The organism is Microbacterium mangrovi (assembly GCF_000802305.1).
GTDB lineage: Bacteria > Actinomycetota > Actinomycetes > Actinomycetales > Microbacteriaceae > Microbacterium > Microbacterium mangrovi.
Genome location: NZ_JTDK01000020.1, coordinates 23,607 through 42,568, shown reverse-complemented (window position 1 = coordinate 42,568; position 18,962 = coordinate 23,607). Strand labels below are relative to the sequence as shown.

Here is an 18,962-nt window from a genome sequence, read left to right as displayed (position 1 = left end):
GTAGTGGCGGGTACCGCTTTCATCATGGCGTCCCAGGCGGCGCGTGACGCGGCCGATGGTGCGCTCATCCCGATGAGCTTTCTCGGCCTTCCCCTCTTCGAGGGCTTCCATGTCGATGGACGATTCGGCGTGCATCCCGAATTCGGCCTGCTGGTGCTACTGATTGTCCCTGCCATCGCAGGCGTCGTCATCGCGTCAGTGGGGAAGTGGAAGAGCCTCGAGCGTGGTTGAGACGGTCGCGTAGCGTGCTGATGCTCATCGCCGCGGTTGCGGAAGCATCCGTCAATTGCGTCGCGTTCGATCGCAGCCGCCAGTCCAGCGCTGGCCCGGATCGGCTCAGAAGGGGGCGGGATCTTCGAGCGGGCGCCTGAGTTCCCGCTGGGATGCCTTCCCGTGTGGCCTGGCGGATTGCCCGGGTGGTCGGCTGGATTGTCCGGGTGGTCTGTCGGGGGTGAACCGGACTGCGGCCGGGGGCCGGGTGCGGTAGCCGCGGCGGGTGGGCGAGGTGAACTGCAGGATGCCGCCCGGGAGCTGCTCGACATGCCAGTCGGTGTGGTGCTTGACGGTGTGATGTCTCTCGCAGAGGCAGGCGAGGTTGCACAGGGCGGTGGGTCCGCCGTCGGCGTGGGCGGTGGTGTGGTCGATGTCGCATTTTTTGGCGGGGCGGCGGCAGCCGGGGAACCGGCAGGTCTCATCCCTGGCTTGCAGGAGACGTTTCATGGCGGTGCAGGGTCGGCGTTTGTCGACGGTGACCGGGGTGCCGGTGGTCGGGTCGGTGAAGATCCGGTACCAGTCGTCCGATCCGCCGGCGAGGTGTCGGGCGGTGTCGTCGTCGACGAGACCGGCGCCGGGGATCTGCGCGCCGCCGGTGGTGGTGCCGGCCAGGGTGGAGGCGGGGATGGTCAGGTGCACGGTGGCTTGGATGGCGCCGAGTGCATCGCGGTGTTCGGGGGTGGTGCCGTGCCCGTCGGGGACGGAGGTGAGCAGCAGGTCCAAGGCGACATCAGCCATGATCTGCGCCCTCGTGCGCTCATCCGGAACAAACTCTGCTGCTTCGGCGTCGTCGCCGGTGTCTTCCGCGGCCGCCTCGGCCGCCGCGGCGGTGTCGGTCTGGTTTTGGGTGTGGAGTTCGGTGGCGATGTCGGTGAGCCGGTTGTAGGTGCCTTCGATGTGGGCGGTGGGGCCGGTGATGATCAACTGCCCCACCCCGGGCTCCAGGGTGCGTTTGCGTACTGAGCGGCGGGCGACCGCTTCCTTGATCCGGTCCTGGGTGCCGTCCGGGTCGAGCCGGTCCACCAGCACCCCGAGGGCGTCCTTCAACTGGGCGGGGGTCAGCTCTGCGGCCAGGTCGATCGCGTACCGCTCGTACTCGGCGCGGATGTCGGGGTCGTCGATGACGCCGCCGACGTCCGCGATCGTGGTCGCTTGCTGCGGGGACAGCACCCCGGCATCCACCCGGGTCATCGTCGTAGCGAATCGGGACACCAGCACGTGGGCTTGGTTCACCCGGGACGCGACCTGGTACTCGGACAGGCGCACCGCGGCGGCGATCTCGGCGTAGATCTCCCGCATCGCCAACTGGGACGCGGACACCACCGCCCCGGTGTCGGCCTGCTGGGCGCGTTCGCGTTCCCGCCGGTCCACCAGGGCGGCCACCGACGCGTAGAACCGGGTCTCCGCACCGAACGCGACCGCCACCCGCGCCCGGGCACCGCCGAGACCATCGACCAGGACGTCCAGGTCGGACAGCACCGGAGAGAGCCCATCGTGCGACGTGTCGGCCATGGCATCCCCCGGATTCGTTGGAATCTTCGAACTGATACCTCCACACTATCGAACAAGCATCTATAATGCAAGCGGGTTGCAGGACATCTTGGGCGACACGTTCCGGGGCGAGCGTTTCGTCTCGCTATGCTCGCTCAACGACCGGGGGAGGCGGGGGGCGTTTCGTCTCGCTGCGCTCGCTCAACGACCGGGGGATGGATGCGGGGACGGGTGGCGGTGATCTGTACGCCGGGCGGCATCCCGGAGGCGTGTCGTGCGGCCATCTGTACGACACGCCTCCGTCCGTGCCGGGGCCGGATCTGCGGCCCGACGGGGTCGGGCCGCAGATCGTATCGTTCAGTCGCCCTTCACGTTGACGAGCTGGCGCAGCGTGTGCCGGATCGTCACCAGGTCGGCGGCGTCCGCCATGACCGTGTCGATCGGCTTGTACGCCTGCGGGATCTCGTCGATGAAGGCGTCCGTGTCACGGAACTCGATGCCCGTCATCGCCTCCCTCAGCTGCTCGTGCGAGAAGGTGCGCCGTGCCGCCGACCGGGAGTACTCCCGGCCCGCGCCGTGCGGCGACGAGTTCAGCGACAGCGGGTTCCCGAGCCCCTCGACCACGTACGACGCGGTGCCCATCGACCCCGGAATGAGACCCGGACGACCGAGGTCGGCCTGGATCGCACCCTTGCGCGAGACCCACACCTCCTTGCCGAAGTGCTTCTCGTGCTCGGTGAAGTTGTGGTGGCAGTTGATGCGCTCCTGCTCGGCCACCGGCTCGCCGAGGAACTCGGACACCTGCCGCACCACCCGATCCATCATCTCCTCCCTGTTGAGCAGGGCGAAGTGCTGCGCCCAGCGAAGCTCCCGGATATACCGGGTGAACTCCGCCGTGCCCTCGACGAGGTAGGCCAGGTCGGGGTCGGGCAGGTCGATCCACCACTGCTTCGCGAGCCGTCGTGCGACCCCGATGTGGTGCGTGGCGATCTTGTTGCCGATGCCCCGGGACCCCGAGTGCAGGAACAGCCACACCCGGTCGAGGTCGTCGTGCGACACCTCGATGAAGTGGTTGCCCGAACCGAGCGAACCCAGCTGCAGACGCCAGTTCCCGGCGTAGCCGGCCGGGTCGAACCCGGCCTTCTCCGCCCGCTCCTCGAGCTCCGCGATCCGCGGCTCGGCGGTGGCGACCACCTTGCGGTTGGCGTGCCCCGCCGACAGCGGGACGGCACGCTCGATGGCCTCGCTCAGCGGGGCGAGGTCACGGCCGGTGAGCTGCGACTTCTCGAACTGGGTGCGGACGGCGATCATGCCGCATCCGATGTCCACGCCGACGGCGGCCGGGATGATCGCGCCGAGGGTCGGGATGACCGACCCCACGGTCACGCCCTTGCCGAGGTGGGCGTCGGGCATGAGCGCCAGATGCGGGTGGATGAACGGCATGCGCGCCGCGGTGCGGGCCTGCGCGAGGGTCTTCTCGTCGATCAGGCTCGCCCACGACAGCAGCCGTGCGGAGAGTTTCTCCATGTTCCTTTCCTTGCGTTGCAGCACGCTCGCGCGGAGCATGCGGGGAGGGCGGCCCACGGGGCCGGCGCTCTTCCGCCTCTGCGCGCGGAGAAGGAAGCGCCCCGGACCTGTGCGGTGCGGGGCGCGAGAGATCGGATGTCTCTAGACCACGGTCACCGGAGGGTGCGACTTGAGGAGGTCGCCGGGATTCTGACCCAGCACCTCATCGAAACGGAGTGTGCGCAATGGCATCCGCGTCGTCCTCTCGGCGTTCTCGTCCTGCTGTGCCGGTCGGCACAGCCTTGCAACGATACTGAAGGATACCGACGTCGTCAACAGGCGTCGCGCGGCGGGTTGAACATGAACTCGATGCGGATCCCGTTGTCGTCCTCCACGAACGACGCGTAGTAGCGGTCATTGAAGCGCGGGTAGAGCTTGGGCGCGCGCACCACCGTCCAGCCGGCGTCGACCGCGATCGCGTGCAGCCGATCGACCTCGTCAGGTGAGGGGACGTCGAAGGCGAGATGCTGCCACCCCACGCGCCCGTGAACGTGCGGGCCTGTTCCCTCCTCTCGGGCGGGCAGCAGGATCAGCTCGGTCTCGGTGCCGTTCTGCCAGGCGATCCCGGCCGGATCGTCGGACCCGATGCGGTAGCCGAGCGCGGTGAGCACCGGATCGAACTGCTCCTTCGCGCGTGTCAGGTCATCGACGGTCATCCCGAGGTGATCGACAAGTGCCATGTCCGACAGTCTGCCCGGTGCCCCCGACATCGGCGGCTCGAGGCGTAGCGTGTCAGGGTGACGACTGCGTTCGACTCCCTGGATGACTACATCGCCCTGCCGCGCGTCGAAGCGCTGGCGCTCTCTCCGGACGGACGGCACGCGGTGCTGACCGTCGCGACGCTCAACGCGAAGAAGACCGGGTACGACCGTGCACTGTGGCGCATCGCCGCCGACGGATCACCGGGCGCGGTGCGCCTCACGCGTTCCGCCAAGGGCGAGTCGGCCGCGTCTTTCACGGCATCCGGCGACGTGCTCTTCGTCTCGGCGCGCCCCGACGGCGAAGCCGGCGAGAACGACCCAGCCCAGCTGTGGCAGCTTCCCGCCGACGGCGGCGAGGCGCGCCGGGTCACCGCGCTCGCGGGCGGCATCTCGGGAGCGGTCGCCGCGGCGGCATCCGACCGGCTCGTGATCGCCGCCGGCCTGCTGCCGAGCGCCTGCACCCTCGAAGAAGACGCCCGGCTGCGCGCGGACCGCACGAAGCACAAGGTCGCGGCGATCCTCCACGACGGCTACCCGATCCGGTACTGGGACCACGACCTCGGGCCCGACGAACCGCACCTGCTCGCCCTCGACGTCCGCGGACTCGCCGATCCCGTCGGCTCGCCCGCAGCGCCGGACGCCGAGAAGGACGACGACGAGGATGCCGCCAAGCCGTACCCCGCGCACCTGCCGCGGCCGGTCGACCTGACACCGCGCCCGGGGCGCTCGGCCGACACCGAGGGCGTGGCGATCAGCCCGGACGGCGCGACGGTGGTCGCCGCCCTGAAGGTGCCGCGCGGCGCCGACGTGCGCCTGCGCATCGTCGCGATCGACGTGGCCTCCGGCCGGCACACCCCGGTCTTCGACGATCCCGCGGCGGATGCCGAGATGCCGGTGGTCAGCAACGACGGCCGGACGATCGCGTTCGTGCGCGCCGCGCTGCAGAACGCCGCGGCGCCCTCTCAGCAGGAACTCTGGGTCGCCGGCATCGACGGGTCCGATCCGCACCGGATCGCGGCGGACTGGGATCGCTGGCCGAGCTCCGTCGCCTTCGATCTCGACGACACCGCGCTCATCGTCACCGCCGACCAGGACGGCCGCGGGCCGGTGTTCCGCATCCCGCTGGACGACAGCGGGGTGCAGCAGCTCACCGCCGACGACTTCACGTACTCGAACGTGCGTGTCGACCGCACGTCGGGCGAGCTGGTCGCGCTGCGCGCGTCGTGGATGACGCCCCTGCATCCGGTGCGCATCGACCGGAACGGCACGGTGATCGAACTCGCCACGCCCGCTCCGATCCCGGAGGTCCCCGCGCGGATGACGGATGTCGAGACGACCGCGGCCGACGGGGCGCGCGTCCGGGGCTGGCTGCTGCTGCCGCAGGATGCCGCGGCGGATGCTCCGGCGCCGCTGCTGCTCTGGATCCACGGCGGACCCCTGAACAGCTGGAACGCGTGGAGCTGGCGCTGGAACCCGCAGCTCGCGGTCGCGCGCGGCTACGCCGTGCTGCTGCCGGACCCCGCGCTGTCGACCGGCTATGGCCTGGACTTCATCGCACGCGGCTGGAACGCGTGGGGCGCGGCGCCGTACACGGACCTGATGTCGATCACGGATGCCGTCGTCGCCCGCGACGACATCGACGAGACCCGCACGGCCGCCATGGGCGGCTCGTTCGGCGGCTACATGGCCAACTGGGTGGCCGGGCACACCGACCGCTTCCGGGCGATCGTCACTCACGCCAGTCTCTGGGCGCTGGACCAGTTCGGCCCGACGACGGACTTCACCCCGTACTGGCAGTCGATCTTCACCCCCGAGGCGATGGCGGAGCACTCGCCCCACCGGCACCTCGCGAACATCACGAGCCCGATGCTGGTGGTGCACGGCGATCGCGACTACCGGGTGCCCGTGGGGGAGGGTCTGCGGCTGTGGTCCGAGCTGAATGCGCAGTTCGCGGCGGAGGACGGCTCGATGCCGCACCGGTTCCTGTACTTCCCCGACGAGAACCACTGGGTGCTCAAGCCCCAGCACGCCGTCGTCTGGTACGAGACGGTGTTCGCGTTCCTCGCCCAGCACGTGCTCGGCGAGGAGTGGCAGAAGCCGAAACGACTCGGCTGAGCGCGGTCAGCTCAGAACGTTCAGCTCAGAGCGCTGATCCACTCCGCATACGTCTGGCGGCCGTGCTTGGCGTGCGGGCCCGGAAGCAGGGACCCGTCGCGCTGGGCACGGCCGAAGTCGCCGCCCATCCGGATCGGGATCACCGGGCCGCCGCCGATGGCCCGGGCGTAGGCGCGGGTCATCTCCAGCACCGACTCCTCACGCGGACCGGCGAACTCGGGCGCGTGCCCGTGCGGTGCGCCCTCGGCGAGATCCACGAGGTGCTCGCCGACCTCGCGGACGGCGACCGGCTGCGAGCGCATCTGCGGGGCGAAGTGCAGCGGGCCCCGCTTGCCGACCCGCCACATGAGCTTCGCGAACTCGTGGAACTGCGTGGTACGGGCGATCGTGAACGGGATGCCTCCCGCTTCGGTCTCCCGCTCCTGGGCCAGCTTGCCGGCGTAGAGGGGGTACGTCGCAGCACGGTCGCAGCCGACGATCGAGAGGACGACCAGGTGACGGACGCCGACCGCGGCCCCGACGCTGACGAGGGTCTTCGTCACGGCCTCATGGAACTCCGTGGGGTCGTCGCCGGGACCCGAGCCGGACGCATCGATCACCACGTCGACGCCGTCGAGGGCCTCCCGCGCTCCGGTTCCTGCAACGAGGTCGACGCCGGTGGCCCGGGCGAGGACGACCACGTCGTGTCCGCGTTCGCGGGCCGCCCGGACCGCCTCCGAACCGGCCTGCCCGGTGCCGCCGGCGACGGCGATGCGCAGGGTCACAGCCGTGCCCCGTCGTCGTCATCGTCATGAAGGTGCGGCGTCTTGCCGCGCCACGACTCGTAGGCGATCAGCCAGCCGATCGAGACGAGCACGCCCAGCAGCAGGCCGAGCCCGACGTTGCCGAGGACGGCGCCGATGAGCGCGCCCAGCCCGAGCAGCACGACCGTGCCGACGATCCAGCCCCGGCGTCCGGTGGGCCAGCCGGTGCCCTGGTGATCCTGTGGCGAGGTCATGACGTCAGGTTCGCCTTCGCATATCCGACGATGGCGTTCGCATGCCCGTGGCCCAGCCCGTACTCGGTCTTCAGCCACGTGACCACTTCGCCGTGCTTGTGCGTGTCGAGCTGTTCGGCGGCCAGTTCCAGCCAGTACTGGATGGGCTTGCCGTAGTTCTTCTCGATGCTCGGAAAGTAGGACGCGGGCCCGGTCTGCTTGATGCTGAGGTCGGGCGCCTTCACACGGAGTTCGGCCATGCCGCCAGCGTAGCGGCGTGGCCGGACACCGCGGAGGTCACGCGTTCAGAGAGACGTACCAGGCGAACCCGAACTTGTCGATGACCATGCCGAACTTGCCGCCCCACGGCGGCGTGTCATACGGCATCGTGACCGTGCCGTCGGCGGCGAGGGCGTCCCAGTAGCCCTGCAGCTCGGCCTCGTCTTCTCCGCTGATCGACACCGCCACGCCCTGCGGCGGCCGGTACTCCATCGAGGCGGGCGTGTCGGCGCCCATGATCACGAGGCCGTTCGGGGAGGTCAGCTGTGCGTGCATGACCTTGTCGTTGTCGGACGGGTTCTCGGCCATGCCGGGGATGTCGCTGAACGACATCACCTGCAGGTCGCCGCCGAGCACAGACTTGTAGAACTCCATCGCCTCGCGCGCGTTGTCGCGGAAGGCGAGATAGGGATTGAGGATCGTCATGATCCGAGTCTGCTCCGGACCTCCGACATCGACCAGGGGCCTCGGGTGAACGCTCGGCGTCTTCGGCGCTGCACTCAGCGCTCGTGGTGGTTCTCGGGGGCGAGACGCGGACCGCGCCGGGCCTCGCGCACCCCGCTCAGCCGGATGAGTCGCACGGCGCGCTGACGCTGACCCGCCCACGGCGCGAGGAGCCGGAGCATCCCGTCGTCGTCGGTGCGCTGCCCGGTGAGCGCGAAGCCGACCTCGTGCGCCAGGTGGTAGTCGCCGACGCTCACCGCGTCGGGGTCGCCGAAGGCCCGGATGCGGGTCTCGGCAGAGGTCCACGCGCCGATGCCGGAGAGAGCCGTCAGCACCCGGTCGGCCGCGACCGGGTCGGTCGCGGACCGCAGGATGGACGCCGCCCGATCGGCCGCGGTGACGATCGTGCGCGACTGCGGCGGCTCGAGTCCGGCCCGATGCCACGACCAGGACGGGATCGCACGCCACCCGGCGACCGTCGGCGGGGCGAACATCGGGCGGGGCGTCGGGCCGGGGGCGCGCTCGCCGTGGCGGGTCAGGATGCGCCGCCACGCGCCGAACGCCTGCAGCCCGGTGACCTTCTGCTCGAAGATCGCCGCCACGAGCGAGTCGAAGACCTCGTCGTTCGCGCTGAGCCGCAGACCCGGATGCCGGTGCAGCGACGAGGCCACGACCGGATGCGCGGACCCGTCGAAGCCGGCGTCGTCGTCGTCTGCGCCGCACAGCCGGGGGACGCGATCGAGCGCGCACTCCGCTCCCGCGCCCCAGGCGGCGGCCCGCACGACTCCGTCGGCGGACTGCCGCAGCGCCAGCGTCGCGACGCCCGCCGGCGTGCGCGAGGCGCGCCACACGACATCGTGGGCGATCTGGAAGGTCGGATCGCCCACCCCGTGGCGCTGGATGCCGAGCGTCAGCCGCAGATCGAGGGGGTGCCGCGGCCGGTACTCGGCCTCGAGCGCGGCGAGCCCGCGCGTCGTGCCTCGCCTGGCCGATGCGGCATCCGGAATCACACGCCCACCCTACGGCGGACCTGCGACATCGAGCGGTGCGGGATCAGAAGCGGTCGGGCGACGGGGTGCCGTGGCCGTAGTGGATGACGACGTCCGCGTGCCGGTCGAACCGGTACCCGACGCCGCGCACCGTGCGCACGATCTCCTGGAAGTCGCCGAGCTTGCCGCGCAGGCGCCGCACGTGCACGTCGATGGTGCGCTCGCCGGGGGCGTCCTCGTCGTCCTGGCCGCGCCACAGCGACGAGACCAGCTCGGTGCGCTCGATGGTGCGGCCTTCGCGCAGCACGAGGTACTGCAGCAGCTCGAACTCCTTGTAGGTGAGGCCGGCCTGCTCGCCGTCGATGATGACGCGCTTGCGGGAGATGTCCACGAGCACGCCCGTGACGTTGCGGCCCTGTTCCTCGGGCTCCGGCTCGGGGTTGGTGCGGGCGACGGCGGCGGGCTCGCGCAGGGCGCGGCGCACGACGTCGACGTCCCGGCCGCCGGCACCGGCCGGGGCCAGGGCGACGGTCGCGTAGGTCTCGGCATCCGGCGCGATGGTCGCGAGCGTGCGGCGCAGCTCCTCCACGATCCGGCCGAGGGAGACCCCGGACGCGGCGGCTTTGACCTCGTCGAAGCCGACGTAGAGGGCGAAGCCGCGCGGCGTCGCGCCGGTGGGCAGGGCGGCGTCCGAGGACGCAGCGGCGGGGGTCTCGTCGGCGTAGTCCGGGACGAGCTGCAGATTGGGACGGGCGGTGGGTCGTTCGATGATGGCGATGTTCGACATGGGTGGTCCTGGAATGTGCGGAACCCGGAGGCGGTGGGTTCGATCGAGCAGGGCGGCCCGGGTGGGGCCTTGGTGCGGAGCGGACGCGGTTCGCGTCAGACGCTCGGGGCGCTCGGCAGGAGGGAGTACCTGCGGATGCGCCGTGCAGGGGTCACCGGATCAGCGGCACATTCGACAACACATGACAGCACGTGCCGGCATCATCATGCCGGCAGCCCCGTTCGCCTCCCAGGCGGACAGAGAGCGTGCGATGTTCGTCATGTGCCCGATTATGTCGGACCGCGTCCAAGTACGTCAAATCGTCCGCGCATGTTACGGCATCCATGACGCACTGTTACGGCCCCGGCCGTCCCGGCGCGGCCTACGCTGGCGGTATGACGGATGTGAGTCCCGACCCGAAGACGCTGCGGTTCGAGAACCAGGCGGATGCCTCGCGCTACGCGCTCTTCGACGGAGACACCCTGGTCGCGGTGCTCGACTACCGCGACGACGGGCGCACGGTGTCGATGACCCGGGCGTTCACCGTCCCGACCTTCCGGGGCCACGGCTACGCGGCGGTCGTCACCGACCGCGCGATCGCCGATCTCGAGGCGCGCGGCGACCGTCAGGTCATCGCGATGTGCTGGTACGTCGCGGAGTGGTTCGACAAGCACCCCGAACGCGCCGGCATCCTGCGCGCCGCCTGAGCGCTCAGGCGCCGTCGGCGAAGCGGGTGCTGCCGACCTCGACCGCCGTCCAGCGGTCGCCGTCGCGCTCCAGGATGGTCACCGACCCGTTCTCCAGGAACCGCGGCGGCTCGGCGATGCCCAGCGCGTCCAGCAGCACGAGGATCGCCATCCCGCTGGAGACTGCGAGAACGCGCTCGGCGTCGGCGTGGGCGGAGCCGATCCCCGCCGCGACCCCGAGCAGCCGGGTGGATGCCGCCGCGTATCCCTCCGCCTCGTGCTCCGGCGAGGGGTTGCTGTCGCGGAACAGGTCGATCCGCTCGCGCAGCGACAGTTCGAACACCTTCCGCGCGTCTCCGCGGTCGCGCAGATGCTCGTCCATCCGGCGCCAGAGCGCTTTCACCTTCATGCCCTCGTAGCCGCCGAAGCCCGTCTCGCGCAGCCCCGCCGTGCGCTCGAGCGGGACGCCGTCGGCCATCGCCCCGAGCAGCAGGGCGGCCGTCTCGCCGTGCCGCACCATGTCGGCCGCGTAGGCGGCGTCGAACGAGGGGGCTTCGCCGAGCCCGACGAGGTTCGCGCCCACCCGCGCCGCGGTCGCGCGGCCGACGTCGGTCAGCGGAGAGTCCGACCAGCCCTGTGTGCGCCCGAGCGCGTTGAAGACGGTCTGGCCATGACGGACGAGATAGAGGCGCACCGGCTCATTCTGGCGCATCCGGGGGGCGCCGGCGCGGTCAGGATGCCCGGCACCGGCCTGGCGTGCGGCCGATGTCGGAAGGGGCTCGTAGCGTTGTCTCATGCGCATCCTGCACACCTCCGACTGGCACATCGGTCGCACCTTCCACGGGCATTCCACCCTGGCTGCGCTGCGCACCGTGCTGGACGCCCTGGTGGCGCAGGTGCGCGAGCACGACGTCGACGTGGTCGTGGTCGCCGGCGACGTGTTCGACTCCGCCGTTCCGGCCGCCGACTGCTACACCCTGCTGACCGACGCGCTGGTCGCCCTCCGCGAGACCGGGGCGCAGGTGATCGCGACGAGCGGCAACCACGATTCCGCCGCGCGGCTCGGGTTCCAGGCGCGGCTGCTGCGCGACGGGATCCACGTGCTCACCGACCCGGCGGCCGTCGGCACGCCGATAGCGATCGACGACGCGCACGGGCCCGTCGACTTCTACGGCATCCCGTACCTCGAGCCGGCCCTGCTGCGCCACGAGTGGCCGGGCGTGCGCACGCAGGCCGAGGTGCTCACGGTGGCGATGGACCGGGTGCGGCAGGATGCCGCGACGCGGCCGGGGCACCGGTCGGTCGTGATCTCGCACTGCTTCGCGGCCGGCGTCGAGCCCACGCCGAGCCTCGAGCGCGACATCCAGCAGGGCGGCCTCGACGTCGTTCCGCTGGCGACGTTCGACGGGCCGGACTACGTCGCGCTCGGGCACATCCACGGGCGCGCGCGGCTGAGCGACCGGGTCCGGTACGCCGGTGCGCCGCTGCACTACAGCTTCGGCGAGCAGAGCAAGCCGCGCGGGTCCTGGCTCGTCGAGCTCGACGAGGCCGGCCTCGCCCAGGTCGCCTGGCTCGAGCTGCCCGTGCCGCGTCCGCTGCGCACCCTGCACGACACGCTCGACGCCCTGCTGACCGATCCCGCGTATGAGGGCGAGGAAGACGCCTGGGTGCGCGCGGAGTACACCGACGAGCTCCCGCAGCGCGATCCGATGCGGCGCCTGCAGGAGCGGTTCCCGCACTGCGCGATGGTGGTCCACTCGCCGGTGCGCGGGGCCTCCGCGGACTCCCGCACGTACGTGGCCCGGGTCCGCGAGACCCGCGGCGACCTCGAGCTGATCGACGCCTTCCTGGCGCACGTGCGCGCCGGCCACGCCGCGACGGACGCCGAGCGCGCCGTGCTCAGCGAGGTCATCGACGAACGCGTCGTCGCGGAGGCGACGGCATGAGGCTGCATCGACTCGAGCTCGAGGGATTCGGCCCGTTCCGCGATCGCCAGGTGGTCGATTTCGATGCCTTCGACGACGACGGCGTCTTCCTCATCACCGGGCGCACGGGCGCGGGCAAGTCGAGCATCCTCGACGGCGTCTGCTTCGCGCTGTACGGCCGCGTCCCGCGGTACGGATCGTCCGACAAGGGGCTGCGCAGCGACCACTGCGCGCCCGACGACCCCACCGAGGTGCGGCTCGAGTTCTCGATCGGCGACCGGCGGCTGCGCGTCACCCGCTCGCCGGAGTACGACCGCCCGAAGCGGCGCGGCGAGGGCACGACGCCGGTCAAGCCGCGCGCGCAGCTCGACGAGTTCGTCCAGGGGCGGTGGGTCGGCCGGGCGTCGGGCCCGCGCGACGTCGGCCTGCTGCTGAGCGAGGTGCTCGGGCTCACCCGCGAGCAGTTCCTCCAGGTGATCCTGCTCGCGCAGGGGCGCTTCGCGCAGTTCCTGCTCGCCGGCAACGACGAGCGTCAGGCGGTGCTGCGCACGCTGTTCGGCACGCGGCGGTACGAAGACTATGCGCGCGCGCTCGCCGACCGACGCAAGGCGGCGGCCGACGGCGTCGAGAAGGCGAAGGTGGCGCTGGAGCTGCTGCTCGCGCACGGCGAGCAGCTCGCCGGCGCGCAGCCCCTGGGCGCCGAGGCGGCGTCAATTGCCGAGAGGGTCGCCGCGCTCGCCGTTGCGTGCGATCGGGCGCGGCACCTGGTCGAGACCAGCGAGGCCGCGGTCGAGCAGGCCCAGAAGCTGCGCACCTGGGCGGAGCTCACCCTCGGGGAGGGCAAGCAGACCGCCGAGGCCCAGTCCGACCTGCGCACCGAGCGGGTGCGCCTGGCCGAGCTCGAAGCGGATGCCGCCGAGATCGCCGTCGCGCGGCGCGAACTCGCCGACGCACAGGCCGCCGAGGCGCTTCGCGCCACGATCGAGGTCGACGCGCGGCGCTCGTCCGAGCTGCTCGAGGCCCAGCGCCGATCGACGGATGCCCGTGCGCTGCTGGCGGCGACCGGATACCCGGATGCCGACGCGACCGACGCGCAGCTGCAGAGCGACGTCGATCGATGGATCGCGCAGCTCTCGGCCTGGCAGGAGATCGATCAGCTCGAAAAGGGCCTGCCGGCCGCGCGCGACCAGATCGCGCAGCTGACCGTTCGCATCGGAGACCTCCGGGCCGAACGGGACCAGATCGAAGCGGAGCTGAAGAGCGCCCCCGACCGGCTGGGCGAACTCGACGAGCAGATCACCGCCGCATCCGAGGCGGCGGGCGCCGAAGCGGGGCTGCTGCTGCGCATCGAGGAGGGGGCGGCCAAGCTCGCCGCCGCGCACGAGCTCGTCGCGGCCCAGCAGCAGGTCGAGCGCGCCGAGCGCGTGTACGCGGCAGCCGCGGAGCGCGCGGATGCGGCCGGTCGCGCCGTCGTGGTCCTGCTGCAGCAGCGCCTGCAGAACCATGCCGGCGAACTCGCCGCCGAGCTGCGCCCCGGGGAGCCGTGCGCGGTGTGCGGGGCGGTGGAGCACCCGCGGCCCGCGCAGCCGCCGGCCCAGCCGATCACCGACGCCGCGGTCGCCGCCGCGGAGGGTGATCGCGCCGAGCGACGCGAGGCGGAGGCGCGGGCGCAGCAGGCCGCGGATGCCGCCCGCACCCGGCGCAACGAGCTCGCGGAACGCTCCGGCGGCGCCACGGTCGCGCACCTCGAGGAGAGCCTCGCGACGCTTCGTGCCCAGGCGAGCACGGCTGCCGAGCAGCGTGCCCGTCGTGATGCCCTGACCGCTGAGCGGGCGCAGCTCGACGCCCGCCAGACCGCCGCGATGCAGCGTCGCGACGCGCTGTCCGAGCAGATCGCTTCGCTGAGCGCCGAGCATGCCGCGCAGGGGGCGGCCGTGCAGGCGTCCGAGCGCCGTGTCGACGAGGCGCGCGGCAGCGCGTCGAGCGTCGCCGCACGCATCGCCGAGACGAGCGCCTTGCGCACGTCGGCGACGTCGGTGATCGCGGCGCTTCGCACGCTCACGGTCACCCGCGCGGCCGCGGAGGAGGCCCGCGCCGACCTCGTGCAGCGCATCGAATCGTCCGGCTTCGCCGATGCCGATGCTGCCGCGGCAGCACTGCGCGACGAGCAGACGCGCACGAGCCTCGCCGCCCGGGTCGACGAGCACGGGCAGAAGCTCGCCGCCACGCGGGCGCGGCTGCTCGACCTCGAACTGCGCATGCTGCCCGAGGAGCCGGTCGACCTGGCCGTGCTGCAGGCACGGCTGGATGCGGCCGACCGCGACTACCGGGACGCGGTCGAACGTCGTGCCCGTGCGGCGAGCACCGCGGCGACCCTCGACGACGTCCACCGGCGGGCGAGCACCCAGGCCGAGTCCGTCGGGCCGCTCGTCGCCGAAGCCGAGAGCATCGCCGCGCTGGCCGACGCGATCGGCGGCCGCGGCGCGAACACCCACCGCATGACCCTCGAGGCGTTCGTGCTCGCGGCCGAGCTCGAAGAGATCGTCGCCCAGGCGAACGTGCGCCTCGACGACATGTCCTCGGGTCGCTACCGGCTCGTGCACACCGACGCGCGCGCGGCGCGGGGCGCCGCCTCCGGTCTCGGCATCGAAGTCATGGACGCCTTCACCGGGGTGCCGCGCGCCGCGGCGTCCCTCTCCGGAGGAGAGACCTTCCTGGCATCCCTCGCGCTCGCGCTCGGTCTCGCCGACGTCGTCACGGCGCGGGCCGGCGGGATCCGGCTCGACACCCTCTTCGTCGACGAGGGGTTCGGCTCGCTCGACGCCGAGACCCTCGAGATCGCGATGAACACGCTCGAGACCCTGCGGCACGGCGGGAGATCGGTGGGCGTGATCAGCCATGTCGAGGCGATGCGTGAGCAGCTGCCCGCGCAGTTGCGGGTGACGGCCGGGTCGCACGGGCCGAGCCGCATCGAGCAGCGCGCGACGGTCGACGCCGTCTGACGCCGCCCGGGGCGTTTATCCGGCCAGGTGGGCGTTCGCCGCGGACGCGAGGATGTCGAAGATCTCGCCCGCCTTGGCCTCGGACAGCACACCCTTGCTCTGGCCGACCGCCGCGCTCACGAAGGCGTCCCGCATCGATGCCAGGTCGCTCGCACTGCCGCTGTTCGACTGGATCTCCTGACCGGCCGTGATGAGGAACTCGTCGTCGAAGGGCAGGGAGGTCGCGTCCGGGCGGATGGTCTGCCAAAGCGCGAGCAGCTGCGGCTTGACGGCCGCGAGATAGGCCTTCTCGTCGTACGTGCCGGTCGCGGTGGGGGACGCCTGCGGGGTGGGGGCCGTGCTGGCGCCCGCCTCCGGGGTCGGCGCGACCTGGGATGAAGAGGAGGACGAAGTCGACGTGCCGCCCGTGCTCGCGATCGCGGCGAGGAAGAGCAGCTGGGCGACGATCGCGACGATCGACAGCAGCACGCCGAGCGCGCCGAGGATCAGCCCGGTCATGCCCATCCCGCGGCCCTCGCGGTTCTTCGACGACACCGCGATGATGCCGAGGACGAGCGCGACCACACCCAGCAGGCCGCCGAGGCCGAGGAACGCGAAGCCCACGATCGGGATGAACCCGAGGAGGGCCACCACGACCGCCACGATGCCGATGATCAGTGCGGTGACGGCCAGTCCCCGGCGCGACGGGGCGGTCGCGACGCCGCCCGTCGTGAACTGGGCGTCGTGCCACTCCGGCGTCTGCCCGGGCGACCACACCTCTGCCCAGCCGGCGTCGGGGGCCGTGGGTGCCCCGGGCTGCGCGGGCGGCGGGACGGGCATGGCGGGCGGCACGTAGCCGGCGGGCGGGACGGGCGGCGGCACCGGAGCCGCGGCGGGCATGAATGGCTCCGTCGGCTGGTCGCCGAACGGCGGCAGCGGCGTCGTCGGATGCGCGTCGGGGGCGACGGGCTCCTCGGGAGTGCGGGGAGCCGGCACGCCGGTCGGTTCGGGCTCTTCCGTGGGGCGGTCGTCGGACACGGCATCCTCCTGATGATCGGATGTCCATCGTAGCGATCGACACGGATGCGACGGTGCGCTGCACGGATCCGGGCAGCCCACTACTCAATTTCGGTCTCGCGATACTCAAAGCGGGCGAAAAGCCGCGGGGCGGGTGGTGGCGGCAACGATCCGGCGCCATGATGGGGAGGCCGCCGACGTCGGCGGCCTCGGAGGAGGGAACGACGATGGCCATCAACGATCCGCATCACGATCCGGAGCAGGCGCTGGAGAACTCGCGGGAACTCGTCGGCGACGTCATGCTGGCGGCGCAGGACTTCTCCAACGAGGAGGAGGGGTACCACAAGACTCTGCGGCCGCGTCAGATTCAGATGATCGCGATCGGCGGTGCGATCGGCACGGGTCTGTTCCTCGGGGCCGGCGGGCGCCTGGCATCCTCGGGTCCGTCGCTGGTGCTGGTGTATGCGGTGTGCGGGTTCTTCGCGTTCTTGATTCTGCGTGCGCTGGGCGAGCTGGTGCTGCATCGTCCGTCGTCGGGGTCGTTCGTGTCGTACGCGCGGGAGTTCTACGGCGAGAAGATGGCGTACACGGCGGGCTGGCTGTACTTCCTGAACTGGGCGTTCACGTCGATCGTGGATGTCACCGCGGTGGCGTTGTACGTGAAGTTCTGGGCGCCGTACGTGCCGTTCCTGCAGGCGGTGCCGCAGTGGGCGATCGCGCTGGTCGCGCTGATCGTGGTGCTGTCGCTGAACCTGGTGTCGGTGCGGGTGTTCGGGGAGATGGAGTTCTGGTTCGCGCTGATCAAGGTCGCCGCGCTGGTGGTGTTCCTGATCATCGGGATCATCTTCCTGCTGTTCGTCGGACACACCGACGTCGGTCCGACCGGGCTGACGGTGATCGCCGACAACGGGGGCTGGTTCCCGATGGGGGCGTTCGCGCCGCTGCTGGCGATCAGCGGGGTGGTGTTCGCGTACGCGGCGATCGAACTGGTCGGCACCGCGGCGGGGGAGACCGCGGAGCCGAAGAAGATCATGCCGCGCGCGGTGAACACGGTCGTGATCCGGATCGCGATCTTCTACGTCGGTTCGGTGCTGCTGCTGTCGCTGCTGCTGCCGTACAACACCTACTCGGCGGACGAGTCCCCGTTCGTCACGTTCTTCTCCCACATCGGCTCCCCGCAGGCGGGGGAGGTGTCGGCGTCGATCATGAACTTCGTGGTGCTGACCGCGGCGATGTCGAGCCTGAACGCGGGCCTGTATTCCACCGGCCGTATCCTGCGGTCGATGGCGGTGAACGGGTCCGCACCGGTGTTCACGATGCGGATGAGTCGCAACGGGGTGCCGTACGGTGGCATCCTGCTCACCTCCTGCATCACCCTGCTCGGGGTGGGGTTGAACGCGGTCGTGCCGCAGCAGGCGTTCGAGATCGTGTTGAACGTGTCCGCGCTGGGCATCATCGGCGGCTGGGCGACCATCATCCTGTGTCAGATGCAACTGCACCGATGGGCGAACCAGGGCCGCATCCAACGCCCCGCGTTCCGCCTGTTCGGTGCCCCGTTCACCGCGTGGCTGACCCTCGCGTTCCTCGCGTTCGTGCTCGTCACCATGGCGTTCACCCCCACCGGGCGGTGGGTGCTGGCGTCCCTGATCGTCATCATCCCGCTGCTGATCATCGGCTGGTACACGTTCCGCGGACGCATCCAGCAAGCCGCCGCCGCCCGCGAAGGACACACCGGCAAGTTCCCCGTCGTCGCCGAACGCCCCGCCACCGAGAACCCCCCGGCCATCTTCCGCAAACGCGACGAGGAGAAGTAACGCGACGCCCCGTATCGCTTGCGGATGCGGGGGCGTAGGATGCCGCCGAACGGCGGGATCGTCGGTGACCCCGTCGGCGCTCGACTCTGGGGGTCACCATGCGCGCACGTCCATCATTCGCTCGATCCGTCGCGGCCGCGGCCGCAAGCGCGGTCGTCGTCGTCGCACTCGTGTTCACCGCGGGAGGGGCATCCGCGGCGCCGAGCTACCCGGCCAAGATGGCCGCTCTCGGCGACTCGATCACGCAGGCGGCCACGACGTGCTCGTCGCTGTCGTCATGTCCGGCCAACAGCTGGTCCACCGGCACGAACACGACCGTCCAGTCCCACGCGACCCGGTTGCGCCTCGCCGGCGACACCGGGCTGGTCGCGTACAACGATGCGGTGTCCGGTGCCGCGTCCGCCGCTCTTCCCGGGCAGGCTGCGACGGCGGTGAGTCAGGGCGCCCAGTACGTCACGATCGAGATGGGCGCCAACGACGCCTGCACCTCGTCGGTCAGCACGATGACCCCGACCGCGACGTTCCAGGCGAACGTCACCGCCGCGCTCACGACGCTGCGCAACGCCGGCACCGCGCACATCTTCGTGGCGAGCATCCCGAGCCTGATGCGGCTCTACAACCTCGAGAAGGGCAGCTTCAGCGCCCGGTTCGTGTGGGCGCTCCTGGGTGTGTGCAAGTCGATGCTGGCGAACCCGACGAGCACCAGCGCGGCGGACGTCGCGCGCCGCGCCGCCGTCCAGCAGCGGGTGGACGACTTCAACGCGGTGCTCGCGGCCGCCTGCCAGGCCGTGACGACCTGCACGTGGGACAAGGGCGCGGTCGCGAACTACGCCTTCTCGAAGTCCGAGATCTCGACCACGGACTACTTCCACCCGTCGCTGACCGGACAGGCCTCCCTCGCCCGCATCACGTGGGCGGTCTCTCCCTGGGTGTCCTGAC

The 18,962-nt window shown here is 71.2% G+C and carries 18 protein-coding genes; 7 read left to right on the top strand and 11 right to left on the bottom strand.

Features of this window, described 5'->3' with window-relative positions; all coding sequences use genetic code 11:
- Positions 1-24: 24 nt before the first annotated feature.
- Positions 25-231, top strand: coding sequence for a hypothetical protein (locus LK09_RS18425; RefSeq protein WP_231563150.1), 207 nt, complete (start codon positions 25-27; stop codon positions 229-231).
- A gap of 105 nt (positions 232-336) precedes the next feature.
- Here the strand turns inward: LK09_RS18425 and LK09_RS20975 are convergent, their stop codons facing one another.
- The 3 genes from LK09_RS20975 to LK09_RS18410 all read right to left on the bottom strand — a co-directional run bounded on the left by LK09_RS20975 (position 337) and on the right by LK09_RS18410 (position 4,010).
- The gene (locus tag LK09_RS20975; RefSeq protein WP_052226987.1) at positions 337-1,785 is read right to left on the bottom strand and encodes an HNH endonuclease signature motif containing protein; all 1,449 of its coding nucleotides are present in this window, start codon (positions 1,783-1,785) and stop codon (positions 337-339) included.
- Positions 1,786-2,121: 336 nt separating this feature from the next.
- Complete coding sequence (locus LK09_RS18415; protein WP_039402844.1) at positions 2,122-3,291, bottom strand: RtcB family protein; 1,170 nt, start codon at positions 3,289-3,291, stop codon at positions 2,122-2,124.
- Positions 3,292-3,602: 311 nt separating this feature from the next.
- The gene (locus LK09_RS18410) at positions 3,603-4,010 is read right to left on the bottom strand and encodes a VOC family protein (protein WP_039402842.1); all 408 of its coding nucleotides are present in this window, start codon (positions 4,008-4,010) and stop codon (positions 3,603-3,605) included.
- Positions 4,011-4,067: 57 nt separating this feature from the next.
- Here LK09_RS18410 and LK09_RS18405 point away from each other — a divergent pair, with 57 nt between their 5' ends.
- Positions 4,068-6,146: a S9 family peptidase gene (locus LK09_RS18405; RefSeq protein WP_039402839.1), complete on the top strand. Its 2,079-nt coding sequence runs from the start codon at positions 4,068-4,070 to the stop codon at positions 6,144-6,146.
- A gap of 20 nt (positions 6,147-6,166) precedes the next feature.
- On the opposite strand, the gene LK09_RS18400 is transcribed toward LK09_RS18405, so the two are convergent.
- The 6 genes from LK09_RS18400 to LK09_RS18375 form a co-directional block, all read right to left on the bottom strand.
- Complete coding sequence (locus tag LK09_RS18400; protein ID WP_039402837.1) at positions 6,167-6,910, bottom strand: SDR family oxidoreductase; 744 nt, start codon at positions 6,908-6,910, stop codon at positions 6,167-6,169.
- Positions 6,907-7,143 carry a hypothetical protein gene (locus LK09_RS18395; RefSeq protein ID WP_052226986.1) on the bottom strand — a complete coding sequence of 79 codons (237 nt, stop codon included), beginning with the start codon at positions 7,141-7,143 and terminating at the stop codon, positions 6,907-6,909. Before LK09_RS18395 ends, LK09_RS18400 begins: the two co-directional genes overlap by 4 nt.
- Positions 7,140-7,382, bottom strand: a complete 243-nt coding sequence (locus tag LK09_RS18390) for a DUF4287 domain-containing protein (RefSeq protein ID WP_039402835.1) — start codon at positions 7,380-7,382, stop codon at positions 7,140-7,142. The genes LK09_RS18395 and LK09_RS18390 overlap by 4 nt, the downstream gene beginning before the upstream one ends.
- 37 nt (positions 7,383-7,419) lie before the next feature.
- On the bottom strand, positions 7,420-7,827 hold the full coding sequence (locus tag LK09_RS18385) for a VOC family protein (protein WP_197061108.1): 408 nt from the start codon (positions 7,825-7,827) through the stop codon (positions 7,420-7,422).
- A 74-nt stretch (positions 7,828-7,901) separates the two neighbouring features.
- The gene (locus tag LK09_RS18380) at positions 7,902-8,855 is read right to left on the bottom strand and encodes a DNA-3-methyladenine glycosylase family protein (protein WP_039402833.1); all 954 of its coding nucleotides are present in this window, start codon (positions 8,853-8,855) and stop codon (positions 7,902-7,904) included.
- Positions 8,856-8,898: 43 nt separating this feature from the next.
- Positions 8,899-9,621 (bottom strand): winged helix-turn-helix domain-containing protein, encoded by a 723-nt coding sequence (locus tag LK09_RS18375; RefSeq protein ID WP_039402831.1) that lies wholly within the window; start codon positions 9,619-9,621, stop codon positions 8,899-8,901.
- Positions 9,622-9,995: 374 nt separating this feature from the next.
- Here LK09_RS18375 and LK09_RS18370 point away from each other — a divergent pair, with 374 nt between their 5' ends.
- On the top strand, positions 9,996-10,307 hold the full coding sequence (locus LK09_RS18370) for a GNAT family N-acetyltransferase (RefSeq protein WP_039402829.1): 312 nt from the start codon (positions 9,996-9,998) through the stop codon (positions 10,305-10,307).
- Positions 10,308-10,311: 4 nt separating this feature from the next.
- Here LK09_RS18370 and LK09_RS20970 read toward each other — a convergent pair whose 3' ends face one another.
- Positions 10,312-11,082, bottom strand: a complete 771-nt coding sequence (locus LK09_RS20970; protein ID WP_197061107.1) for a histidine phosphatase family protein — start codon at positions 11,080-11,082, stop codon at positions 10,312-10,314.
- Between LK09_RS20970 and LK09_RS18360 the strand changes: the two genes are divergently transcribed.
- Positions 11,081-12,232, top strand: coding sequence for an exonuclease SbcCD subunit D (locus LK09_RS18360; RefSeq protein ID WP_039402827.1), 1,152 nt, complete (start codon positions 11,081-11,083; stop codon positions 12,230-12,232). The two genes, LK09_RS20970 and LK09_RS18360, sit on opposite strands and share 2 nt — an antisense overlap.
- Complete coding sequence (locus LK09_RS18355; RefSeq protein WP_039402825.1) at positions 12,229-15,213, top strand: AAA family ATPase; 2,985 nt, start codon at positions 12,229-12,231, stop codon at positions 15,211-15,213. The genes LK09_RS18360 and LK09_RS18355 overlap by 4 nt, the downstream gene beginning before the upstream one ends.
- Positions 15,214-15,228: 15 nt before the next feature.
- Here the strand turns inward: LK09_RS18355 and LK09_RS18350 are convergent, their stop codons facing one another.
- Positions 15,229-16,230 (bottom strand): DUF4190 domain-containing protein, encoded by a 1,002-nt coding sequence (locus tag LK09_RS18350; RefSeq protein WP_039402822.1) that lies wholly within the window; start codon positions 16,228-16,230, stop codon positions 15,229-15,231.
- Between the two features lie 278 nt (positions 16,231-16,508).
- Here LK09_RS18350 and LK09_RS18345 point away from each other — a divergent pair, with 278 nt between their 5' ends.
- Complete coding sequence (locus LK09_RS18345; protein WP_156138910.1) at positions 16,509-18,023, top strand: amino acid permease; 1,515 nt, start codon at positions 16,509-16,511, stop codon at positions 18,021-18,023.
- Positions 18,024-18,121: 98 nt separating this feature from the next.
- Positions 18,122-18,961, top strand: coding sequence for an SGNH/GDSL hydrolase family protein (locus LK09_RS18340; protein WP_039402818.1), 840 nt, complete (start codon positions 18,122-18,124; stop codon positions 18,959-18,961).
- The last annotated feature ends 1 nt before the right edge of the window (position 18,962 follow it).